This is a genomic window from Protofrankia sp. CiT1 (genome assembly GCF_917627335.1).
Taxonomy (GTDB): domain Bacteria; phylum Actinomycetota; class Actinomycetes; order Frankiales; family Frankiaceae; genus Protofrankia.
The window spans coordinates 8090-31140 of sequence record NZ_CAKJTP010000013.1 but is presented as its reverse complement, the minus strand read 5'-3'; the positions used below and the strand labels follow the sequence as shown (position 1 = coordinate 31140).

18 protein-coding genes and 1 pseudogene are annotated in these 23051 nt (G+C 63.3%); 13 read left to right on the top strand and 6 right to left on the bottom strand.

Going from position 1 to position 23051, the window contains the following annotated elements; all coding sequences use genetic code 11:
- Window positions 1-396 precede the first annotated feature (396 nt).
- Window positions 397-1236: a carbon-nitrogen family hydrolase gene (locus tag MJ785_RS04140; protein ID WP_255723980.1), complete on the top strand. Its 840-nt coding sequence runs from the start codon at window positions 397-399 to the stop codon at window positions 1234-1236.
- 757 nt (window positions 1237-1993) lie between these two features.
- On the opposite strand, the gene MJ785_RS04135 is transcribed toward MJ785_RS04140, so the two are convergent.
- Window positions 1994-3397 (bottom strand): XRE family transcriptional regulator, encoded by a 1404-nt coding sequence (locus MJ785_RS04135; protein ID WP_239307848.1) that lies wholly within the window; start codon window positions 3395-3397, stop codon window positions 1994-1996.
- A 557-nt stretch (window positions 3398-3954) separates the two neighbouring features.
- Here MJ785_RS04135 and MJ785_RS04130 point away from each other — a divergent pair.
- From MJ785_RS04130 to MJ785_RS04100, 7 genes and pseudogenes are all read left to right on the top strand, one after another.
- On the top strand, window positions 3955-4260 hold the full coding sequence (locus MJ785_RS04130) for a WhiB family transcriptional regulator (protein WP_239307878.1): 306 nt from the start codon (window positions 3955-3957) through the stop codon (window positions 4258-4260).
- Complete coding sequence (locus tag MJ785_RS04125) at window positions 4257-4619, top strand: hypothetical protein (protein ID WP_239307847.1); 363 nt, start codon at window positions 4257-4259, stop codon at window positions 4617-4619. The genes MJ785_RS04130 and MJ785_RS04125 overlap by 4 nt, the downstream gene beginning before the upstream one ends.
- Before the next feature lie 657 nt (window positions 4620-5276).
- Complete coding sequence (locus tag MJ785_RS04120) at window positions 5277-6554, top strand: GNAT family N-acetyltransferase (protein ID WP_239307846.1); 1278 nt, start codon at window positions 5277-5279, stop codon at window positions 6552-6554.
- A gap of 671 nt (window positions 6555-7225) precedes the next feature.
- On the top strand, window positions 7226-8317 hold the full coding sequence (locus tag MJ785_RS04115) for a PP2C family protein-serine/threonine phosphatase (RefSeq protein WP_239307845.1): 1092 nt from the start codon (window positions 7226-7228) through the stop codon (window positions 8315-8317).
- A 492-nt stretch (window positions 8318-8809) separates the two neighbouring features.
- Window positions 8810-10147, top strand: a pseudogene (locus MJ785_RS04110) (ATP-dependent 6-phosphofructokinase).
- A gap of 35 nt (window positions 10148-10182) precedes the next feature.
- Window positions 10183-10419, top strand: a complete 237-nt coding sequence (locus MJ785_RS04105; protein ID WP_239307843.1) for a zinc ribbon domain-containing protein — start codon at window positions 10183-10185, stop codon at window positions 10417-10419.
- A 329-nt stretch (window positions 10420-10748) separates the two neighbouring features.
- Complete coding sequence (locus MJ785_RS04100) at window positions 10749-12527, top strand: MFS transporter (protein WP_370651383.1); 1779 nt, start codon at window positions 10749-10751, stop codon at window positions 12525-12527.
- 110 nt (window positions 12528-12637) lie between these two features.
- On the opposite strand, the gene MJ785_RS04095 is transcribed toward MJ785_RS04100, so the two are convergent.
- On the bottom strand, window positions 12638-13540 hold the full coding sequence (locus MJ785_RS04095) for an alpha/beta fold hydrolase (protein ID WP_239307842.1): 903 nt from the start codon (window positions 13538-13540) through the stop codon (window positions 12638-12640).
- Window positions 13541-13804: 264 nt separating this feature from the next.
- Here MJ785_RS04095 and MJ785_RS04090 point away from each other — a divergent pair, with 264 nt between their 5' ends.
- Window positions 13805-14503, top strand: coding sequence for a metallophosphoesterase (locus MJ785_RS04090; protein ID WP_239307841.1), 699 nt, complete (start codon window positions 13805-13807; stop codon window positions 14501-14503).
- A gap of 34 nt (window positions 14504-14537) precedes the next feature.
- Here MJ785_RS04090 and MJ785_RS04085 read toward each other — a convergent pair whose 3' ends face one another.
- The gene (locus tag MJ785_RS04085; RefSeq protein ID WP_239307840.1) at window positions 14538-14966 is read right to left on the bottom strand and encodes a hypothetical protein; all 429 of its coding nucleotides are present in this window, start codon (window positions 14964-14966) and stop codon (window positions 14538-14540) included.
- A 966-nt stretch (window positions 14967-15932) separates the two neighbouring features.
- On the opposite strand from MJ785_RS04085, the gene MJ785_RS04080 reads away from it, so the two are divergent.
- The 4 genes from MJ785_RS04080 (at window position 15933) to MJ785_RS04065 (ending at window position 20228) form a co-directional block, all read left to right on the top strand.
- The gene (locus MJ785_RS04080) at window positions 15933-17063 is read left to right on the top strand and encodes a DegT/DnrJ/EryC1/StrS aminotransferase family protein (protein ID WP_239307876.1); all 1131 of its coding nucleotides are present in this window, start codon (window positions 15933-15935) and stop codon (window positions 17061-17063) included.
- 72 nt (window positions 17064-17135) lie between these two features.
- Complete coding sequence (locus MJ785_RS04075) at window positions 17136-18122, top strand: NAD(P)-dependent oxidoreductase (RefSeq protein WP_239307839.1); 987 nt, start codon at window positions 17136-17138, stop codon at window positions 18120-18122.
- Between the two features lie 3 nt (window positions 18123-18125).
- Window positions 18126-19283: a glycosyl hydrolase gene (locus MJ785_RS04070; RefSeq protein ID WP_239380060.1), complete on the top strand. Its 1158-nt coding sequence runs from the start codon at window positions 18126-18128 to the stop codon at window positions 19281-19283.
- Window positions 19284-19334: 51 nt separating this feature from the next.
- Window positions 19335-20228: a hypothetical protein gene (locus MJ785_RS04065; protein ID WP_239307837.1), complete on the top strand. Its 894-nt coding sequence runs from the start codon at window positions 19335-19337 to the stop codon at window positions 20226-20228.
- A gap of 166 nt (window positions 20229-20394) precedes the next feature.
- Here MJ785_RS04065 and MJ785_RS04060 read toward each other — a convergent pair whose 3' ends face one another.
- From MJ785_RS04060 to MJ785_RS04050, 3 genes are all read right to left on the bottom strand, one after another.
- Complete coding sequence (locus tag MJ785_RS04060) at window positions 20395-20553, bottom strand: hypothetical protein (protein ID WP_239307836.1); 159 nt, start codon at window positions 20551-20553, stop codon at window positions 20395-20397.
- Between the two features lie 1294 nt (window positions 20554-21847).
- Window positions 21848-22087 carry a DUF397 domain-containing protein gene (locus MJ785_RS04055; RefSeq protein ID WP_239307835.1) on the bottom strand — a complete coding sequence of 80 codons (240 nt, stop codon included), beginning with the start codon at window positions 22085-22087 and terminating at the stop codon, window positions 21848-21850.
- Window positions 22084-22944, bottom strand: a complete 861-nt coding sequence (locus MJ785_RS04050) for a helix-turn-helix transcriptional regulator (RefSeq protein WP_239307834.1) — start codon at window positions 22942-22944, stop codon at window positions 22084-22086. The genes MJ785_RS04055 and MJ785_RS04050 overlap by 4 nt, the downstream gene beginning before the upstream one ends.
- Window positions 22945-23051: the final 107 nt, after the last annotated feature.

Below are 23051 nucleotides of genomic sequence, written 5' to 3'. Positions count from 1 at the left end.
AGCGGGTACTGGTAAGCCAGCAGCTGCACGATCATGGTTTTGTGCTCGTGGCAGGAAACCATGGACGATCAAAGGAGCCGCCGGGCGAGGCCGCAACGCACCGCTCGTCGACCTCTGTCGTCAGTGGACTGCCATGCCCATCGTCATCCACCAGGCATTACGCGGTCAAAAAAAGCGAATTTCCGGCAGGTTAGAGCGCCCGGCAATAGGAGAGTGGATCAAGAATTGGGCTTGGGGCGCGCGTATCGCAAGGCTGCGGAGGTGGCGTCACCATGGTCCTTGGGGGCCGACTGACCAGCCGGGGTACCCGCGCATCGCGCGGCGATGGATGGGCGGCGATGCGGCGATGCGCGTGCCCCAGCCCCGCGAACGGGAGTGGAGTGGCACGCTCGGAGCGTGCCACAACCCGGAGTTCGCGTCGTCTGTGTCCAACTTGAATGTCCCAGCTCGGAGGGGGCTCACGATCGGTTGCGGCGAGTGCTCGCTCAACTGCGTAGCATCGACGACGCGGACCTGGTTGTGCTGCCCGAGCTGTGGATGACAGGGTATTTCTCGTTCGATCGGTATGCCCAGGACGCCGAACCGCTGGACGGGCCCGTTCTCACCGCGCTCCGGCGCGTGGCCCGGGAACGCCGCTGGCACATGGTCGCCGGCAGCATGGTCGAGCGGAGCCCGAACGGGCGTCTTCACAACACCACTGTGCTCATCGGGCCCGATGGAGATCTTCTCCAGGTCTACCGCAAGGTTCACCTTTTCGGCCATGGCTCGCGGGAGGCGGAACTGCTCACGCCGGGGCGGGATGTGATCACCAGCCGTACGCCTTTCGGTACCGTCGGGCTAGCCACCTGTTACGATCTTCGTTTTCCGGAGCTTTTCCGGTTGCTTGTCGATCAGGGTGCCGAGATCATCGTGGTCGTGTCAGCCTGGCCGCACGAACGACTTGACCACTGGCGGATCCTGACCCGTGCCCGCGCTGTCGAGAACCAGGTTCTTCTCGTCGCCTGCAATGCCGCGGGCTGGCAGGCCGGCCGGCGACTGGCCGGCAACAGCGTGATTGTTGATCCATGGGGCGTGGTACTGGCGGAGGGCGGCGATGCTCCGAGTCTGCCCGCGGCGACCTTTGACACCGCGAGAGTCGCGGATGTTCGAGCCGCGTTTCCAGCCCTTGCGCACCGACGGTTTGACATTTTGTTGATCAATCGACTCGGCGAGTCGCCCAGTGGAGACAATCCGTGACCGACTGTGCGGTCGTGGACCGGACCCGTGGCCGCATGGATCCCATGATCCTGCCAGGCGGGTTCGTACGGGGCCGGCTCCGAAGCCTTCAGCGCGGATCTCATGCCATCGGTCGAGACCGGTCTGGCGCGGTGCCGTCGCCCGTCGATCCTGGCGGCGGCTGAATACCCGGTTCGTACCAGATACCCGGACAGCCCCTGCTGGGTGACGCCGCGGGGATTGCCGAGACTGTTCCGGTGGACGTGACCCAGCTATCAGTTTCGCGACAGCATGGTCGGGAAATCAAGTGCGGTGAGAGGTGTGGCGGTGATCAGCGGCGATCGTGATCATATTGGCCGATCATATTGATCGCCGATCGTCCGCTGCCTTCGGCTGGTCGACGATAGGCGGCCATTGGTCGGACGTTCTCGAGGTATTTAACGCTAAGTAATTGGCGTTACTTTTGGTAATTATCTGGATGCTTTACGGAGTCAATCTGGAAGATCATATTTTTGCCACCCTCGAGGCCGACGAACGGGATGTTGCGGGTATTTGACTCCAGTCGGACTTGAATAGATGGAGAAATGTGGCGAGGGTCATACTCCCGGCTGGCGTAATCAACGGCCTGATGAATGCATCAAAGCGGACATAAATCACAAAAACACAAGAGGCAGTCGGTGCGGCGATGCCGCCTCGACTGCCTCTTGTGCGGTGTCCCGTGCTGGAGCCGCGGAGCGGGTCCAGCGTTGTGGAGACCGGGTGGAGCGTTGCCGTGCCGTCAGGCCGCGCCGACGGCGGTCAGCGCGACGCGGGCATGATCCGTGAGATCGGCGGCCCCGGGGCACCCGGTACGTTCGATTTCACGGCAGAGTGTCGCGACGTCTCGTCCGGCCATTCCGGAATCGAGAAGAGCCGCCTGTTCAACGGCCTGATGCCCGAGCTGAATGGCGGCATCGGCATCGCCGGCCTGGACGTGCGCCACACCCAACCTGGTCATGGCTTCCACCCGGGCGCGTGGGAAATCACCGGCCAACCCGTCCGTGGCATTGTCCAGATACGGAATGGCCGCGGCTCCGTCACCGCTGGCGAGCAGCGCCTCACCGGCGAAAAGCGAAATGCAGGACGGGACACACCAGTAGATGTGCGGCGGATCTTCCGCTGGTTGTGACTGGCTGATGAGATGAACCGCGTCCTCGGCGGTCCGGGCGGCTGTGGTGCTTTCACCGGCACGGCCGTACGCGAGAGCCAGCGCGCCGGAGATTGCCGCCTTCTCGGTGGCGGTCATTGCCGCGCGGGCTCCGGCCTGCGCTGAGCGGAGCATGGTGACGGCGTCATTCGGGTCGCCATACCAGGCCGCCTGTTCGGCCATGCAACGCAGGATGTTGGCGCCGAGCGCGGGCTGGCCGGCCTCGCCGGCGGCCCGGAGCGCGACCATCCACAGGCGCTGGGCACCCCCGTGGTAGCCGCTGTCGAAGGCTGCCCAGCCTGCGATGCGGGCCAGCTCAGCCGCGACAGCGTACAGCCGTGCCTCGTGGGCGTGGCCGTACAAGGCGGTCCGCAGGACGCGGACGGCTACCCGTAGCTCCGCCATGGAAAGCTCGTATATGTCATCCCCTCCGAGAACGTCATCCATTTTGCGAAGCGTGTCGACCCGCCGCTCGAAGCCCGCGACGAGCGAGTCGTTCACACGCTTTCCCTCAAGCGCCGCGGCAAGGCCGGCTGAATCGGTCATGAGCCAGTGATGCGCAACCGAGGTCAGCGCCACGCCGGACACGCTGAGAAACTTCCGCCGTTCCATATTGGCGGTCACCTCCTCGAACCCGACGGCCAACCCGTCAGGTCTCCATAGAAGGTCGAGATCGGCGTCTGCCCATCGAGCCTCCCCATCGTCAACTGAATTCGACATGAGTGCCAGGGTCCCGGTCTCGGGTCCGGCATAGTCGCACGCCCAGCCCAGCGCGACGACATTGGTGCAGTAATAGCGGGATAGTAGATCACAGTGTTCCCAGCTCGGGCGTTTGCCACCCTCGTACTCCGAGAGGCGCTGTGCGGTCAACGCATCCCATGGTCTACCGATGTCCTCGGCGAGACTCCGGATCTCTTCCGCTGCCCGCGCCAGAGACAGGCCGCGGATCTGGCGTGCATGCTGCAACGGACCGATGGTAACCCTTCGAGGAGGCATCTGACCTTCTCCCATTTGGCCGTCATGTCAAGGCATGTAGTCGGAACGTAGCCAACCCCCCCTCCGGAGTCTAAGGACCCGAGGTCACCTGTGGTGAGTCGTTGTTCCTGGTCGGTCCACGGCGAGGCGTCTTGATTCTCGCCGGATTACGCCCCGGCCGGTATTCGTCGGCACCGTATGTGACCCTGGCCGGGCCCCGGGCGCTCGCGACTCAGGCACACGCGGAGTATCCGGACGGTGATCGTGTGGATCTGTGAACTGCCGCCCGGATGTCGCTGAAAAGCATGATTCCCGGCGCCTTGGACGAATGTCGGTGGCAGGACGTTGTACCTCAGCCTTTATTCATGAGTCCTTGGCCCCGTCCTGGGGCATATTCCCTGTTCCCTGGTTCTGAAACATTGCGAGTAGACACTCCCTGGGGCCGGTCGTACGCTTCTGCTCGATTTAGTCTTCATGTCGACGCGACCACGGGACGGTGTCGGATGAGCAGAAGAGTTCTTGTATTGGACGCGGCTGGCGAGTTGCGCGGCCAGTTTGAGGACATGAACACCGCATACATGTGGCGTCATGTCCGGCCGCAGGAGCCGCAGACCGCGGAGGATTTGGAAGTCTGGCGTCAGCGCAGCGCCTGCCGGGATGAGGACCCGGAGCTGTTCTTCCCGGTCGGTACGACCGGGCCAGCACAGCGGCAGCTGGAGGAGGCCAAGGCCGTCTGCCGCCGCTGTCTGGTGATCCGTGAGTGTCTGAACTGGGCGCTCGACACAGGTCAGGACGCCGGTGTCTGGGGTGGTCTGGACGAGGATGAGCGACGGGCACTGCGTCGTCAGCTGGTCAGTGCCCCCGCTCCCCGGGTAGCACAGTGATCACACAGACGTTGCCGCGGACCGCCTCGCCCGCGTTGATGGCCTGCGCCATGGCGGACTGGCAGCATGCCGCGGCTCGGTTGTGGATCGCCGCACGCGAATACGCCGAGGCTGTGACCTCGGAAAGCGATGTGATGACTGCCCTCGCACGGCTGATCGCGGATGGCGCGCCGGAAGGAGAGATTCACGAAGCTCGAGCACTGCTGGCCCATCTGATGGTCATTCGCACCGAGGCCGGGCACAGGCTCGGGCTGAGCGGGCTACCGGACGAACTCGCCCGAGCGGGCCGGAGCCTGCTGTCGGCCGCTCCGCTTGAGCGGGAACATACGATCCCCCGCCCGCGCGAGGGCGCCGTCTGATGATCGGACTCCGTGGGACGCCGACAACGCCTGTCGGCCGTCCGCGAGGGCAGGGGAGGGCACCTCGAGGAATGTTCCGCCGAGGCCTCACCGCACTGACGCGATGGTGCCGTCAGATGTTCGATCGATATGCCCGACGTGGGACAACTGTTTCCGCAACGAACTGGTCGACTCTCGGTTGGTGCCACCTTGGCCGCATCCCCGGGGTCACTGAAAAACCGGCCGAAAATCGCCGGGGCATAACACCGCGTGGGTCTCCACCCGATGCGGGGGGCCGGCCAGGGCAGCCGCGGTACGGAGCCCAGGACGTTACCCGCGGCGTCCGCCGCCGTGGTCTGAGCGGGCCCGGCCCCCCGACGGTGTGAAAAGAGTAACGGGCCCGACTTCTTTGGCCGGTGGCTGAGGCCAGCGTGGCCGAAAAAAGCTCCCCGGAGTGGTCGCTGACAACGGTCGCGAACCCCGGGTGAGACCCCGGCGCGGGCAATCTACCGCTCCCCTCCGCGGATGGATAGCCCGCGCCGGCTGGTTAATTCTGCTCCTTTCGAGCCTGCGCCGCGGGCTCCTTGCCGCTGCCCGAGTGGTAACACGAGTGGAAACGACGCGACAGGTAACTGACCCGTACTTGCGCACGAGTGACACGAGTGAAAGGAGTCGGTCATGACCAATTGGCATGTGCGATCCTACGACACCACCGATCACACCGCTACGGTTCGTCTGCTTGAGGAGGTCAGATCTGACGAAGAAGGGCCGTCTTTTGACCTGACCGACACAGTTCTCGCGCTGCGCGAGGACACTCCCGCTGTCGTCGCCGTCACACCCGATCAGTTCGTCGGCGTCGCGGTCGGAAAATACGAACAAGGCTATGCCCGGGTACTTGCGCTGGCAATCTCGCCTGCGTGGCGATACCGAGGTATCGGGTCCGCGCTTCTGCAGGCGTTGGAGAACCAGCTGATTCACGCTGGTCATCGCCGTATAACCACCTTGCTCGCGTCGGGGCAGTTCGGGGAACTCGCCTTCCGGAACCGGGGCTTCGTCAAGACCGGGCTCACACTCTATGAGAAGTACGAGCCACTGCGGCCGGTCGACGTCACGACCGTGGAGCGCTGGGGCGGCACCCTGCTCACAGCGGCGGAATGGCACAGTCTGGCCGGCATGGCCGAAGGCAAGCAACTGGTGGAACAGCGCCTGCTGCTGCCTATCAAGGAGAACGAGCTGGCGGAGACGTATGGGGTGGTCACACCGACGACCATGCTTCTGTTCGGACCACCGGGTACCGGGAAGACGTCATTCGCGCGGGCGGTAGCGGCACGTCTGGAGTGGCCGTTCGTGGAACTTCTGCCATCCCGGCTGGTCGCGGCCGGCAGCGGTGGCAACCTCGCGGCCGAGCTGCGTACGGCCATCACCGAACTCATGCAGGTCGAACGAGTCGTGGTGTTCATCGATGAGGTGGACGAGATCGCGCAGTCCCGGGAAGCCGTCGGGCCGGAGAGCCAGTCGGTGGTGAATGAGCTGCTGAAGGCCATCCCACAGTTCCGTAGTTCCCCAGGGCGTCTGTTGATCTGTGCGACGAACTCGATCGCGGCGCTGGACCCGGCGTTCATCCGCCCCGGACGCTTCGATCTTGTCCTTCCGGTGGGACCACCGGACGCCCCCGGCCGTCGTCTTCTACTCGATCGTTTCCTCGAGCGGATCGACAACAAGCAGGTGGACGTCGAACCGGTTGTCGCGGCCACTGAGCTGTTCACACCCGCTGATCTTGCATCCACCGTGCAGCGAGCCGTGGCGGCCGCGTTCCACCGCGCGGTCGACAAGGGTGAGCGCCTGCCGGTGACCACCGAAGATCTTCTGGCGGCGGCGCGCTCATCGCGACCGACCATCAGCGCGGATGAACTCGATCGCTTCCGTTCGGACGCCAGGGCCTTCACCCGCAGCTGAAACTTCCGCCATCGTTGACCTACCGCCAGCCGGATGCCGGCGGCTGGCCCGGCGGGGCGGTTTCCCGGTGTGGGCGCGCCGCAGGCTGTGGTGACCGCCCTCGGCCTGGCTCCAGCGGTGCGACCGCGATGGGCCGGGTGGCGCGACCTGCCGCGGATGCCTGTCAGCGGGCGTCTAGCGGTCGGGGCCAGCTTCTTCGTCCCCGCCTGAGATCGGCCCCGAATGGGGTGTCCGTTGTCCATATTGCCCCTGATGGTGCATAGTTGATGTGCTCATGTCTACTACTGTTAGTTAATGTTGTGCCTTATATGTCTTGTAGTTGATTTTTGACCGTTCTGCTGTCACTTCGCGCACAAGCCTCCGGCAGCGCGCTGCGGTATGGCCGCGCCGCCGGAGGCTCTCCGGGGCGTGTTTCGGAAGCCGTCTGTCCGGCTCGCCACGCCCAGGCAGCCCCTGGCCGCCTTCTTGGCCGTACCGATACAACTCATCCGGTACCGGCGTGGCGTTCGGCCTCGCCCGCCGGTGGATGATGGCCGGCAGCCGCTTCCGGTTCCGGTTGCGGCCGCGGCACACGTAGCGTTCCAATGGTGGTCGCATCGTGGTCAACAGCGTTTCCTCGTTCGTTGGTTGTGTACATGATGAGGACAATGCGGACATGTGGAAGTGCGGTCGTGGCGGCCGATGGAGGCCTGCTGGGTCTGCTGGGGCTTCTCGTGGCCGCCGATGTCGTCATCCCCGGGATCGACCTGACCGGCTTCTACGGCCTGGTGCCGCTGCTCGCCTCGGCTACCAGTTCGACGCTGGTCACCGTTGTCGCTGGGTTCGCCGCGGTGGCCGCGGCCGTGGCGTCGGGCGCATGGGATCGGTGGTTCGATACCGGGCAGCATGTCGCCGCAGGTGTACTCGTCGCGGTCCAGGGCGCTGTAGCGATCTACGTCGCGGTCACCCGGCGGCGTAGAGAACGGGAGCTCGGGCGGGCACGTGCCGTTGCCGAGGTTGCCCAGCGTGCGCTCCTGCCAGTGGTACCCGCGGCTGTGGACGGGATCGCGTTCGCCGCTCGATATTTGTCCGCCACGGCCGAGACCCTGGTTGGTGGGGATCTCTACGAGGTTGTGACGGTATCCGGTGGCACACGAATGATCATTGGGGACGTGAAGGGGAAAGGTCTGCCCGCGGTCCGGTTGACCACGGTTGTGCTGGGTGCCTTCCGTGAGGGCGCCGTCCACTACCCGGAGATCGAGCGGGTTGCCGCTGCCTGCGCCCGAGCGGTTTCCCGGGAAGCGGGCGCCGAGGATTTCGTCACAGCTCTGCTTGTCGACATCGAACCAGACGGTACGCTGCGAATGATCTCTGCTGGACATCCGCCGCCGATTCTGCTGTCCGGGGACTCAGCCCGCCCGCTGGCAATCATCGAGCCCAGTCCTCCGCTGGGCATCGCGGAGGACTTCACGGCAACCATCAGCAGTTGGGGCCTGGGCGACCGGTTGCTGTTGTTCACTGACGGCCTGATCGAGGCTCGTGACAGCAACCGGACGTTTTTTAGCCTTGAAGATCATTTTTCCGAGCTGGCAGCGGCCACTCTGGACACCGTGCTGGACGCTTTGGTGGCTCATCTGCACGGCCATGTCGGGGGGAACCTGCACGACGACCTCGCGTTGCTCATCGCCGAGCGGCTGCCCGCGCCGGGCCGCATGATCGCGGTTTCCGGCGGGCTGCCAGTGTCCGCGTCCGAATCAGCCATCTCGGTCGGCCAGGGCGAGTGAGCATCGGTGGATCTGTGCCTACTGGCGGGTCGGCCGCTGGCGGGCGTTTTGTAATGGATCTCACTTTTTTCGGGTAGGGGCCGCGTTGCCACGGCGATCCGGCTGGCGTGCACGCCAGCCGGCGGTGGGATGAACATCGATGGCGACCTGCGGCTGGTCGGCCAGCCGATGCCCGCCGACGGTGACAGGTGAGCCCGACCCGGGGGGCACGATGTGTCCGACCAGTAAAGCATGGGTTTCGTCTGGCGCACGGCGAAAACATGTTCACGAGCCTCCTCCTCGGTGCTGGTGGCTGGACCGGTACTCTTTGACACGAGTGGGCGAGAAAGGAGATTTGACAATCGTGGTGTCACCCACCCGGAAATCTCTGTTTCGCGTCGGTAACAAAGCCGGTCCGCCAGTCGGGCAGGGATGGCGCGATCACCGAGAGGCTCCGAGGTCATCCGGGGCCATTCTCTTCGCGCTGCCGATGGTCACAAGGGTGCGTTACTGATGGCTGACGGCCAAGAACTTTCGGTAAGGGTGCTGGGATCCTGCCGGATCACTTCGCCGCTTGCGCCGCTGATCGGTGACAAGCGAACGACCCAGCATTATGTGGATGAAGACGACCGGGTACTCCTTGACGATACGTTGTCTCTGGTTACGCAACGTGATATGCCGATCGACGCTCTTCCCGGGATTTGAGCCGGCCGGGCCCCGGCGAAAGATTTTTTTCGACCCATCCAAGACGCGGGTCGGAATTGTCACCTGCGGGGGGCTGTGCCCAGGTTTGAACGATGTTATCCGCGGCTGGTGTTCGAATTGACCTCACACTACGGCGTGACTCGGATCTTCGGTTTCCGCAACGGGTATCAGGGGTTCATCGCCCGCTACGGCCACAGCGTCCTGGACCTGACCCCCGAGCTCGTCGGCACTATCAACGAGAACGGCGGAACAATTCTTGGAACCTCGCGCGGGCAACAGGACCCGGAGGAGATCGTTGACTGTCTGGAACGGATGAGTATTACCATCCTGTTTGTCATCGGCGGTGACGGTTCACTGCGCGGCGCGCTCGAGATCGCCCGTATCGCGGGCGAGCGAGGCGATAAGATCGCCGTTGTCGGTGTGCCGAAGACCATCGACAATGATGTTCCGTACATCGACCAGAGCTTCGGTTTTCAGACCGCCTTCGGGAAGGCTGCCGAGTCGATACGGGCGGCGCATGTCGAGGCGACATCCTCACCCAACGGCGTCGGCGTGGTGAAGCTGATGGGCCGCCATTCGGGCTTTCTCGCCTGTTACGCGTCGCTGGCGAACAGCGATGCGGACGTGGTGCTCATCCCCGAGGTGCCCTTCGCCTTCGAAGGCGAAGGCGGGCTGCTGAACTTCCTGCACAGACGGGTCGAGGACCGGGGCCACGCCGTCGTGGTCGTCGCGGAGGGCGCCGGGCAGGAGCTTTTCGCCCAAGAGGAGCAGGGACAGCAATCACAGGGCAGCGATGCCTCCGGCAATATCAAGCTACGGGACGTCGGCCCGCTCCTCAACAGGCGGGTGACGGAATATTTCGGCGCGGTGGACATGGAGCTGAATCTGAAATACATTGATCCGAGTTATATGATCCGCAGCGTACCGGCGAATCCGTATGACAGTGTGTACTGCATCCGGCTGGCGCACGCCGCGGTGCATGCGGCGATGTCAGGCCGTACCGAGATGGTGGTCGGCCGGTGGCGACGCAGGTTCGTGCACGTCCCGATCCCGTTGGCTATCAGCCATCGCAGCCAGGTTGACCCCGCCGGCGATCTCTGGCTGTCGGTCCTGGAGGCGACCGGTCAGCCAGTTCAGTTCGGCTGACCGCCGACGCCGCGTCGTTGGCGTAAAGTAGGAGTGTGCCTGCATACGAATACCGTTGCCGCACGTGCGACACCAGCTTTGAGGTGCGGCGCGGGATCACTGAGACAGCCGCCGCCAGCACGCCGTGCCCGGGTGGTCACACCGACACCGGCAGGGTGTTCACCGCGGTCGCGGTGACCCGGGCGGGGTCAGCGGCGCCCTCTTCCAGACCGGCTTCGCCGCAGCCTGCCGCGTCGGGGGGCGCCTGCTGCGGCGGTGGCTGCTGTACCTGATTCCACCCTGTGCGTCCAGATGGGCTCCCTCGAAGTGTCTTGAGGGAGCCCATCGCCGTTTTCGTGCTTCTGGGACATCCGATAGTTTTGCCCAGTTAGTCCCCATTATTCCTGATTTTTTTGCCGAACTGCTGGCCAGGGTCACTTCCGGGGAACTCCGGGCCAATCTCACACTTCTCGCCTCGCCAACTTTGGTGTTACTTGTTTAGTCTTACTAAGCAAGTTTTCGAGTGAGGCGAGTGGCGTGCGTGGAGGGCGGCGAAGTGCGGGACTCGGGCTGCATGGACCAGCAAATTTCGGACAATATGCGGACTATTCGACCATCGGCAATGGATAATCGCCCGATTACGTTGGGTCCGCATTACAAATGGATCGCCCTGTCCAACACCACGCTCGGCATGCTGATGGCAACGATCAATGCGTCGATCGTTCTGATCGCGCTGCCGGACATCTTCCACGGGATCGACATCAACCCGTTGAGCCCTGGCAACATCAGCTATCTGTTGTGGATGATGATGGGCTTCCTCGTCGTCACGGCCGTGCTGGTGGTGACATTTGGCCGGCTTGGGGACATGTACGGTCGCGTCCGTATGTACAATCTCGGATTTGCGATCTTCGCCGCTTCTTCGATTCTGCTGGCCGCTACCTGGATGCACGGCAGCACGGCCGCTCTCTGGCTGATCGGCTGGCGGATCATACAGGGCGTGGGCGGGGCGTTTCTCGTCGCAAATTCCACGGCTATTCTCACTGATGCCTTTCCCACCCGTCAGCGCGGGTTAGCATTGGGTATCAATGTGGTCGCCGGCATCGCCGGCACCTTTCTCGGTCTACTGCTGGGCGGGCTACTCGCCCCGATCAACTGGCACTATGTCTTCCTGGTGTCGGTACCGTTTGGAGTATTCGGTACCTTCTGGGCCTATGCGAAACTCCGGGACAACGGTGTGCGGCGTCGTACAGCGATGGACTGGTGGGGAAACATGACGTTCGCTGGCGGGTTGATCGCGCTGCTCGTCGGCATCACTTATGGCATACAGCCCTATGGTGGGCGCACTATGGGCTGGACCAACCCGTGGGTGCTGGCTGCGGTGATCGGCGGCGTACTCCTGCTGGCCGCCTTCGCGGTCATCGAGTCTAAGGTGGCCGAACCGCTGTTCAATCTGGAACTGTTCCGGATCCGGTCGTTCTCCGCTGGCAATGTCGCGAACCTGCTGGCGTCACTCGGCCGCGGCGGTCTCCAGTTCGTCCTTCTCATCTGGCTACAGGGAATCTGGCTGCCGCAGCATGGCTACGGTTTCGCGGAGACTCCGCTATGGGCAGGAATTTACCTGATTCCGTTGACGGTCGGGTTTCTGGTGGCCGCACCGCTTGCCGGCGTGCTGTCCGACCGCTTCGGTGCCCGGATGTTCACGATGGCAGGCCTGGCCATCGTCATCGTGAGCTTTGTGTTGTTCATGGTAATCCCGGTGAACTTCCCCTATCCGATATTCGCGCTGATTCTGCTCATCAATGGCCTGGGCACCGGTCTGTTCTCTTCACCGAACCGGGCTGACGTGATGAACGGATTGCCGGCGAACACCCGAGGCGTTGGCGCGGGCATGGCCGCCACCTTCCAGAACGCCGCTTTCGTGCTTTCGATCGGGTTTTCCTTCACACTGATAGTCATCGGGCTTTCGCGTAGCCTGCCGTCAACCATGTTCAACGGGCTTGTGGACCAAGGTGTGCCAGTGCCGGTTGCGCGGACTGTTTCCACGCTTCCGCCGATCGGCGTTCTATTCTCAGCCTTTCTCGGATACAATCCGATGGAGCAGCTTCTCGGGCCGCAGACGCTGTCGGCTCTACCTGACTCGGGCGCTTACGTAACCGGCCGCGCCTTTTTTCCGAATCTGATCTCCGGGCCGTTCTCCGATGGTCTTGCCGCTACCTTTGCGTTCTCCATCGTAATGCTGTTGATCGCCCTGCTCGCATCCTTCATCGCCGGGTCTGCCGGCGGGACGAAATCCAGGCTCGGCGCGGCGGAGGAGGTAGGCGGGCGCTTGGCGGACACCGGAGCCGGGCTGATCCCCGCGCACCGCGCCGAGGGCTCAAGAACATCCGGGCAAGCCCGATGACGAATGCCACGTTCACCGGGCCATCGGTTATGGTGACCACCGGTTGCCCGGCCAGGGCCCTGGGCCTCCGATTGCCGGCGAAGAGGCATGATCATATGCTCACTGGCCTGTTACGCGGTGGTTGCCTGCGCCTTCGGCCGGCTCTGGGGCACCGAGTGTTGCCAGTCGGCAAGCAGCGTCCGAATGCCGGTGACCAGCAGCAACGGCTGGTCCAGCATGACATGGTGCCCCGCGAGCGGGATTTCGATGACTGGCGCGACCCGCCCGAGCAGCTCGTACATCTCGGTGCCGATGTCCGGCGTTATCAGGCCGTACTCGGCTCGAAACAAGGCGACCCGGCAGCGTACCTCTTTGAGGATCTGCGAAGACGGCCGGCGTCCTCGGAAAATGCCCGGATCAAATTTCCAGGTCCAGCCGCCTTCGACCGCGCCCATGGAGGTCCGTGCCACGTGGTTCACAACGTAGGGCAGCATGTTCGGCTGGTCTGGTACGGTCCTGAACCTGGCCAGGGCATCGGTTACGGTCGGATATACGCGTAGTGGCCCGAATGCGGTCCGTTCGCGGGCGGCCCGTTCCTCCGGGGTGACGTCCGCGACCGGAGCATCGATGATCATGATGCCGCCGACGCTTTCCGGGAACTTCGCCGCAGCCATGATCGATGCCCAGCCGCCCATGCTGTGCCCGATGATGATCGGTGTGCCGGTGAGGCCGGCGTCCCGTGCCACGCTGACGATCTCAGTGGCCCAGCTGATGAGGTTGTACTCATCGCGGCGTCCGCTGTCACCATGGCCTGACATATCGATCGCGATAACTCGGTACTCGTTGTCAATCAGTGGCGCGATGTGGTCCCACCAGCCCGCATGCCCGCCCCCTCCGTGCACGAGAACGATTCCCGGGCGCTCTCGCTCCCCCCAGCACCGGTAGCTGATCCGGCATCCGTCGACCTGGGTCGTGCGCCGCTCGGGCCGTTGCTCGAGTGCGCTGCGGAACCATCCGGGAGTCTCAAGGTTCATGATCTATCTGCCATGTAGGTTCTGCCATTCCGGATATGCGGTGCTGGACGGTGTCGTAATCCAGTTTGACCGGAGTCGGCTTGACTAGCCGGCCGGGACGGTCCCGATGGCTGCGATCGTTTGATCCGCTCACCCGAGGTAACCAATACCAAGAAAGCAGGTGTACCGAATCCACGGCAATGAGCCGAGTTCTCCGTTTTGTGCTCACCCGTCGGGCTGGGTACATATCTGGCGGGGTGGCGATGAGCGGTGGATGGTGGTTCTATGCGATACGCGGTCGTGGCGGACCTGCACGGCAGGCGCAAAGCATGGCGGCGCGTGCTTGGCGATGTGCAGCAGCGCGGGGCCGACCAGGTGGTGTGCCTCGGCGACTACCTCGAGGCGAAGGTGCCGTGGCGTCGCCATACTGCCGCCACCCACTGGGAGCTCACTGACGTGGTGGAACCGGATCCAGCACTGTGGCGTGAGCTGGCCGGGGTCGATCTGGTCCTGGGCAACCAGGAGTGGCGGATCCGCGATCTGCTGCGGTCCGAACAGATTTTTGGTGATCTTGATGTCCTGCTTGCCGCGCCCGAAACTCGGATGCTCGGGGCTGCCATGACAATGCACGGCCACCAGTTTTCCTGGGAGGACGGGCCGGCTCGTCCCGGGTGGCCCGCGGTCTTCTACCCGCGGCTGGTCGAGCTGCCCGACGTCCCGATCCTGATGGTCGGCCATTCACACCAGACGCTGCTGCTGGATCTGCCCTCGCTCGGGGAGATGAACGGCCCGGCCGGCGTCGTGGTGGCACATCGTCGGCCGGTCATGCCAGGGGTACCAACCCCGGTCGACCCGAGTGGCGCGCGGCGCCTGCTGGTCAACGTAGGCCCGGCGCGGGGCAAGCCGTCCCACTGGTTGCTTTATGACGATACGGCATCCGAAGTGACCTTCTACGAAGTCATGCCTGGGCGCTCTAGCTGTTAACAGTAGTAACTGTTAGTAGCCATCGGTGGCAGGCTCACCGTGGTCGCGTGTCGTCGGTATGGATGAACGCCTCGATGGTTGTGATTGGGATTACGCCGAGCGGTCGTCCCTCATCCTCGACCGTGATCGTCGCACCCGTCGCCGCATTGCGCAGCGAGTCGTCGACGGCGCTGGTGAGGAAGTCACGCCAGTCCAGGAAGATTTCGGGCAGAAAGGAATCGATCGCCTCTTCCAGTGGCCGGGCCGGATTACGGATCTTGTCGAGGTCATCCAAGGTGATGATCGATGAGCGGATGATGTCCTCTTCGAGGTGGACGACTCGTGCGTAGCGCACACCCGCGTTGCGTATCTCACGAGCGGCTTCGTCGCGGGTCGAGGTGTCCTCAAGCTCGATAAAGGGTTCTACCTTGTCGATGAGTCCGACCACGCCAGCGAGATCTCTTATGATCTTGTCTTGTGTCACGCTGCTGTTCCTTCCCGGGTACCGCTCTCGGGAATCCGTCCGTTGGCATGTACTCCGCTGCGGTCCAGCGAGATCCATGGAGGTGCCAGCACGATTATGATCATTTTGCCTGGAGTCATTGCCAGGAGTGTGAATCACATCTTTCTGTAGTTGATTCTCTCCAGAAAGTATCGATCTTGAGGTCGGGACCAAAGTCCCAGCCCGCTTCATCTGTTGACGTGCTCAATTGGCCGCTATCCTTACCTTGCGTCCCGGCGAAGTGGTAGCACGATCTGCGTTCCCCCCGTACGCTAGATGGTCTACCCTTCGCCGGGGCTTTGTGGTCCCCGGGGCGCGACCGCAGTCCTCTGCCAGAGCCTATGACGGTCAGCTTCGGTTCCTGCGCGGTGAGACACCAGGTAGGCCGGGGTCTCTGCCGACAGGCGCGTTGAGCCGTCGGTCGATCGAAGTCCCACCATTGTGGTAGATCTTCTCTTCGCGCTGGCCGGTCATGCTGGCCGTTGATCAGGCACTCCGCGGTCATAGCGCAATGATCAATTTTTCATCTCTGGATGCCCAAGCTGTCGTGATGCGAAGGTGTCCACTGGTCGTCATGAAGTTGTCAAACGCGCCCATTATTGGCGTGTTGGGTGATAGTTGCATCGTTGTGATTCATCCGCGTGTTCGTGGTGGAACTATGTCGCCCCTTCAGGCGAGCCATCCGTCGATGTCCGGGTGGATTTGGGTGGCAATGGTCTATCTTGTTTGCTAGCCGCGATGGAGGTGCAAATCGGGATCTCGGCGCTCATTCTCGGCTCGTTCGCCGCCCCGCAGGTCGGCGTCCCAAAAGATGATCATGGAGGTTGCCGTCGGCAGAATGATCCTGACGGTTTTTAGGTAGGTGAACCGGTAGCGTCGCGCTGCGCCGTGTCTGGACCGGCGACAGTTGCGAACAGCAAGGTGGGGCGGAGCGAAGGGGGTGTGCAGGTGCAGGTTCCAGCGGCGCGGATCGTCTTTCCCGAAGCCGATCGCGCGGAGATTGCGTCGTTGACTTCGGAGATCCTGGCTAGCGGAGCGTTGACGCTCGGCGCGCATACGAAGGAGTTCGAAGCCGAGTTCGCCGCGGCTCATGATGTTCCATTCGCGGTGGCAGTCAGTAGCGGCACCGCGGCTCTTGAGATCATCCTCCGTGCCGTGGATGTGGCGGATGCGGACGTCATCGTGCCGACGAACACGTTTGCGGCGACCGGCTTCGCGGTCTTGCGTGCCGGCGCGAATCTGGTCTTTGCGGATGTGGAGGCCAGGACGTTCGCCTTGAGCGCGGCTACAGTCGCTGACGCGCTCACGCCGCGCACACGTGCGGTGATCTTGGTGCACATCGGAGGGATAATCACTCCTGAAGTCGACGACATCAGGTCGCTGTGTGACGAACGCGGCATTCTGCTGGTCGAGGACGCGGCCCATGCGCACGGTTCTAGCCATAACGGCCGGTACGCGGGCTCGTTCGGTGTGGCCGGGGCGTTTTCGTTCTATCCCACGAAGGTCGTGACCAGCGGCGAGGGTGGGATGATCGTCACTGCTGATGAGCGAGTACGGGATGAGGCGGTGATATTCCGGGACCAGGGAAAGGCTGGATTTCTCGGGAACGTTCACATCAAGCAGGGCTACGCCTGGCGGATGAGTGAACTGCACGCCGTCACCGGTCTGGTGCACGCCCGTAGGTTGCCTGAGTTTCTGGACAGCCGCAACGCGGTAGCCGCTCGCTATACGGCCGGCCTCGGCCAGATCGAGGGACTCGAACCGATTGTGGTGCCGACCGGCGGGCGCAGTAATTATTACAAGTACCTCGTATTGCCACGTCCGGGCATCGATCGGGCACGACTGAAGAAGGAGCTCAAGGAGCGTCACGGTGTGTCGCTGTCCGGTGAGGTGTACGAGGCGCCACTGCACCAGCAGCCCGTTTTTGAGATTTATGCGCGGGGTAACCATCCGGTTGCACAGGATGTGTGCGCCAGGCATGTGTGCCTCCCCGTCCATTCGGACATGACCGAAGCTGAGGTGGACCATGTGCTTGCGTCACTGGCATCCGCCGTCGAGACCCTCACGGTCACGATCTGACCGGGGATCCACTCCGATCAGGTCCGACCAGATGATCCGACCCCAAACCTGACGATCTTGGACGGATGACCAATGCGTATAATCGTCACTGGCGGTTCCGGTTTCATCGGAGCCCATGTAGTGGACCGGCTCCTGGACGCCGGCCACGATGTGATCTCGCTGGATCTGAATGCGCGCATGACCGATCCACGTGCCGACCACCGGATTGTGGACGTTCTGGACCTCTCCGCGCTTACCACGGTTTTTACCGGCTGTGACATGGTTTTCCATCTTGCTGGCATGTCCAATGTTGATCATGCTTTCGCCGATCCGATCCGAACGGTGCGCCTCAATGTGGAGGGCACGGCCAACGTGTGCGAGGCCGCCCGTGCCACCGGAGTGCGCCGCGTGCTGTTCGCGAGCACGGTCTGGGTGTATGGGGCCAGCGGGGGCGATTTGGATGATCCACGGTCGTTGACCGAGGACGTGGAATTCGCGATGAGCCGTGCCGGCCACGTCTACACGTCAACCAAGATTGCGGCCGAACTGCTCCTGCAGAGTTATCAGCAGACCTATGGCCTGGACTTCACGGTCCTGCGCTACGGCATCCCGTACGGTCCGGGCATGCGCGACGAGCTGGTCTTGGCTCGCTTCCTGCGGAAGGCGCTCAACGGGGAGCCGCTTACCGTCGCTGGTGATGGGCAGCAGTTCCGTAACTACGTCTTCGTCCGTGACCTCGCGGATGCGCATGTGCTTGCCATGGATGACGCGGCCCGTAATGAGACGATCGCGCTCGAGGGCAACGAACGGGTCAGCGTGCTGGCTATGGCGCAGGCGGTCCAGGATCACTTCCCCGGCGTCGAGATCGAACACGTCCCGGCACGCCCGGGTGACTTCCGGGGCCGGTCGGTATCGAACGCGAAGGCCGAGAGGCTGCTCGGCTGGCGGCCGATCACCGGCTTTGCCGACGGTGTCAGGCAGTATGTCGAGTGGTACCTGGCGGACCGACAGCCCACGAGTGACCAGCCGGTATCCGCCCGTCGGGCTGATGGGGTCGGCGCCCCGGTCTCCTCCGAGTAGAGCATGACGGACGATCACACGGAGGAACCGCTGGCCTTCCCGACGGGGCGGGAAGGCCAGCCTGGCCGGCGGGCGCTTTTGCTGTCGGGCTCGCTCGGGATGGGCCACGACGTCATGGCCCAGGCCTGCGCGCACTCGCTGGCTCTGCGTGGATTCTCCACTCGCACGCTGGACTCCCTGCGCATGATGGGCGGCCGGGCCGGGTCGGCGGGTGAGGGTGTTTTTCGCGGGATGCTGGCCGTTCCTGGGCTGTATGATGCCCTGCACTTTTCGCAGATGCGTCCAGGCGGCGGGCTGGCGAGGGCGATCGAGGCGACTTCGTCACGCTTTCTCGTACCCAAACTCCGCGTGGAACTGCGGGAGCAGCCAGTGGAGCTGCTGTTGTCAATCTTCGCCACCGGGGCCGCCGCGGCCAGTCGGATCAAGCACGAACATCCCCGGATGGTGACCACGGTGTTCTGCACAGATGTCTGTGTCCACCGACTGTGGGTACATGAAAATACCGACCTGTATCTGGTCACCTCAACCACGGCGGCGCGGTTCGTCCGGCGTTTCCATCCAGAGGCGAGGATCGCGGTGGTACCCACGCCGGTCCGTCAACCGTTCTATGACCCACCGACACAGGAGGCGGCCCGTGCGGCCCTCGAGATTCCCGCGGACGCCCGGTGCGTACTGTTGATGTCGGGTTCCTGGGGCCTCGGGCCGCTGGTCGAGGGCGCTCAGGCACTTGCCGAGGCCGGTATATGGGTGCTTGTGGTAGCTGGACGCAACGTCTCGCTTGCGGCACGCCTGCGAGAACGTGCGAACACGCACCCACGGATCATCCCTTTCGGCTTCACCGACCGTATCCCCGAGCTGATGGCAGCAAGTGATCTTGTTGTCACCTCGTCGGGTGACACCTGTAGCGAGGCGCGGGTCATCGGTCGTGACCTCCTGTTGCTGGACGTCGTCCCCGGCCACGGCCGCGACAACCTGCAGCTTGAGCTCGACCGGGGGCGCGCGGACGTGACCTCCGCCGGTGCCATGTCCCTGCGTCGTTCGGCGCTCGCCGCGCTGGACCGTATCAAGCCACCATCGGTACGGGTGGTCGGGACGCCCGAGGCCTGGGAGCAGGCATTTGGTGCCGCACTCAGTCAGGTCGAGCTGGCTAATGGCTGGTAACGGCCAGACCGGCCGTATCCTGGCCGTTATCAGTCGTGTCCGGGAAGACATGTGAGCGACGCGCTCGTTGTCGGCGTCCCTGTCACTGTTGTGTCGGCGGCGCTGTATGGGACGGCTCCGCTCATCCAGGCTGTCGCGGCACGCCAGGCCCCGCCCGGTGGCGGGTTGGGGCTTGGCCTGCTGTTACGTCTTGTATTGCGACCGTTGTGGCTGCTTGGGCTCGCTGTTGAAGCCGGGTCGTTCCTGTTGGAGGTACTCGCGCTGTCGGTGGCGCCGGTCGCTCTTGTTGCTCCGCTCATGGCGGGCGACATGGTGGTCTTCTCGTTGCTGGCCCGGCGTTACCTGGGAGAGCGGATCAGCCGGGTGGGTTGGCGTGGGATGGCGTGCCTCACCGCGGGAATTGGGCTGTTGGCCCTCGCTTTCAGCAGCGGGGCCAAGGTCGGCACACCAGCAAGCAATCATGATCTGGCGTTGTTCCTGGCTTGTGGGCTGCTGTTCACAGCGGTCGGGGCGTGGCTGGCGAACCGGGCGGGGCGTGGGGGGCGGATCGCCCAAGCGGCTTTGCTGTTCGGACTGTCGGCCGGAGTCTGCTACGCCATCGCGACTCTGGCGACTCGCCAGATCGGCCTGTATCTGGACAATCATGAACTGGCCGGACTGCTGTCAACACCGACCCCTTATGTGCTGATCGCCTTTTCCGTTCTTGCGCTGGGCCTGGAACAGCGAGGCCTACAGGGCCGGGCCGCAGTGATCGCGTTCCCAGTGACCAGCGGGGTCTCAGCCTTTTTACCGGTCATGATTGGTTTGACCTTGTTTGACGAGACGGCGCCAGAAGGACCCCAGATGGCGGCATTTGTCATTTCGCTCGGCCTGGTCGCGATCGGGATCTTCGGTCTCGGTCGGGACCGTGCCGCGAGTGTCACGCGGGAGTCCGCAGCGGTCTGAGAGCGTGTGTGAGATCGGGCTTTCGATCAGGGAGCCGCGTCCAGGTAGCTTCCTGGCAAGGCTGTGGGCTGCACCGATACCGGAGGAGCGGTATCGGTGCAGCCAAGAACACGGCCAGGTGCAGCCTGGACGCGGCGAGCCGGACAGCTGACTGTCGAAACACGCCTTAGGGCTGAAATCGCTCCATTGCCCTGCGGACGCGGGAGTTCGCCTGGGCAAAACTGATCTTTCCGTCGACGTACGCCGCAAGAGCGTTGCGGCGCACCCGCTCGGTACGCGGGTCCTCAAGCGGGGTGTTGAGCAGGTTCGTCGTGGCAGTGGCCACGCTGATCACCTCCCGTTGTGCGGGAACAGGACGACGAAAAATCCGCCTGACATGCGCCAGGCGCGATTTGGATCAATGAGCTTCCGGGCCGACGGAGTTGGCACCCTGCCCGCGAAACGGTCGATCGCCTACGTTCCGCCAGTGCGCAATCGACGAAGCTGACTGGATCTAAAGGTCGGATGGGGGGAAAGGCCGAAACGCCCTGACCTTCGGGCCTCTGCCCAGGCTATGGCGTACATGACGGCTTCGCTCCCTATAGCGACAACGGGCACCAGCACCCGATGAGATAATCGAAATTTTGTGACACTACGTCAACGGGAAGGACGGCAAAGCGAGCGGACAACAAGAAAAGGATCACAAGGCAAGGACCACAACCCGACCCGACCTCTACAGAGTGCGCTGTCGGGGGCCCGATCGCAAGGCCTTTTTCATGATGTTGCTATCCGCGCTCGTCTGATTACTTTTTCGGCCGCGTCGTGCCACGGGGGTTCCGGTTTGCGATGGTTCAGCCGAGCTTCTGGAGGTGGTGAGGCGGGGCAAGAGTCGAACCGTCCCGGCATCAGAGCCACCTCAGGAGGTGCAGACGACGGCGCAGGTGAGTCGATGCCCCACCTCGCCATTCCTAAATTATGACAATTGCTGCATATCGGACACGATAAACTTCGCCTATCTGGACGAGATACTCTCTTAGGGGCTCCGGCAATAGGACTGTCCGGCTCGCGCCGCCCGGTCGGCGCTTCGCATCATCGCTCCCTGTCCATCGCTGCGCGATGCACGGGTACCCCGGCTCGTCAGTCGCCACCCAACACCTCCGGTGACTCCCTCCGCAGCCTCGCGATCCATCCGCCCGGGCGCCGCTCCCTGATCGAACGCCCTATTGCCGGAGCCTCTCTTATCACGTCCAGGCCGGGGCGCGGCCGGATCGGTTACGACATGGGCCGTATCCGTTCGGTGCGGGCCTTCCTCGGGAGCCGCCCGCCCGTGGCCTGCCGACGGAAAGATAGGTCCACGATTGTCCGAAATGATCCTTGCAGGGTACCCTCAGGCTCCTTTGTGAGCCTGAGGGTACGCAAAAATCCAGCACACCCGGGATCTCTGGCCAGACGAAAAATAATGCTTACACGATTTTTGGCATACTAGCCCGCTTGGTGGTTCCGGGCGAGTGAAAAACCATGATCGCACTCTCTTTGGCCGCTGGGACCGTATGTCCCGGGTTCATTCCGGTGCCGAGCGGTCTGAGCGACATCCGGCCGCCCGGCAGCACCGTGTTGGCCCGTGGTTGTGATTCGGCGGGTCAGATCTGATCGAACTCGCCGTCCCTGACACCGGCAAGGAAGGCATCCCATTCGCCACCGGTGAAGGCCAGGACCGGGCCGGCTGGGTCCTTCGAATCGCGGACGAGGATGCCGTCGGCAGCGACCGCAACCTCTACGCACATGCCGCCGGCACCATTGCTGTAGCTGCTTTTGCGCCACACGGCCGTCTCGGCATCGATATCGATCTTGCTTGTGGTTGACATGCTGTTTTCAGTCATTTCATTTCCTCCGTCACTCTGGCTATCATCTCAAGGGACTGGTCGGGGCGAAGCGCGGCGGCCAACAGGTAGTCGGTCTTCAGCCGGTAGTGCCGAATTTCCGCCGCCCGTTCAAGATAGAGGCTCCCTGTCGCTTCCTCGATATAGACAACGTCGTGGTCTGTCGGGTCCGGAAAGCCGAGGATCGCGAAGGTGCTACCCATTCCCGCGTGGGCACCCGCGACGAAGGGAACGACCTGGAGAGTCACATTGGGTAGTTTCGCTCGCTTGATGAGATACTCGAGCTGCGCTCGCATCACGGCCGTACCGCCAACCGGACGGTGTAGCACCGCCTCGTCGAGGACGACCCACAACCGAGGAGGGTTGTCGTGCGTGAGGCGACTCTGTCGATCGAGCCGCAGTGCGACTCTGCGCTCCAGGTCCTCCTCCACGATCTCTGGGTTGTTGGCGCGGATGACGTGGCGGGCGTACTCGGCTGTCTGTAACAGTCCATGAACGAGCTGCGCCTCGTACACGCTTATCGAAGAGGCATCTCCTTCGAGGCCGATGTAGATCTCGAACCATGGAGGAACCACATCGTGGTAGGTATGCCACCAGCCACGTTTGCGAGACTCGCGGGCAAGCGCGAGGAAGGCTTCGCGTTTGGTCTCGTCCGTGACGCCGTAGAGCTGCAAGAGATCGTGGACGTCGCGGGTCCGGACCGGTACGCGGCCGTTTTCCATTCTGCTGATCTTTGAAATTGAGCAACGGAGGAGTTCGCAAGCCTGATCGACGGACACGTCAGCTTCCTCACGGAGCTGGCGGAGTTCGGCGCCGAGTCGCCGCCTTCGGACGGTTGGACCACTGTTAGTGCCCATTAATCCCCTTCGCGTAGAGCATTGCTACATTCTGCCAGCACTTCATCACTTTTATGTACTGGATGATGCTTTCCGTAACGACACGGTCGCGATTGCTCTTGCGGGAG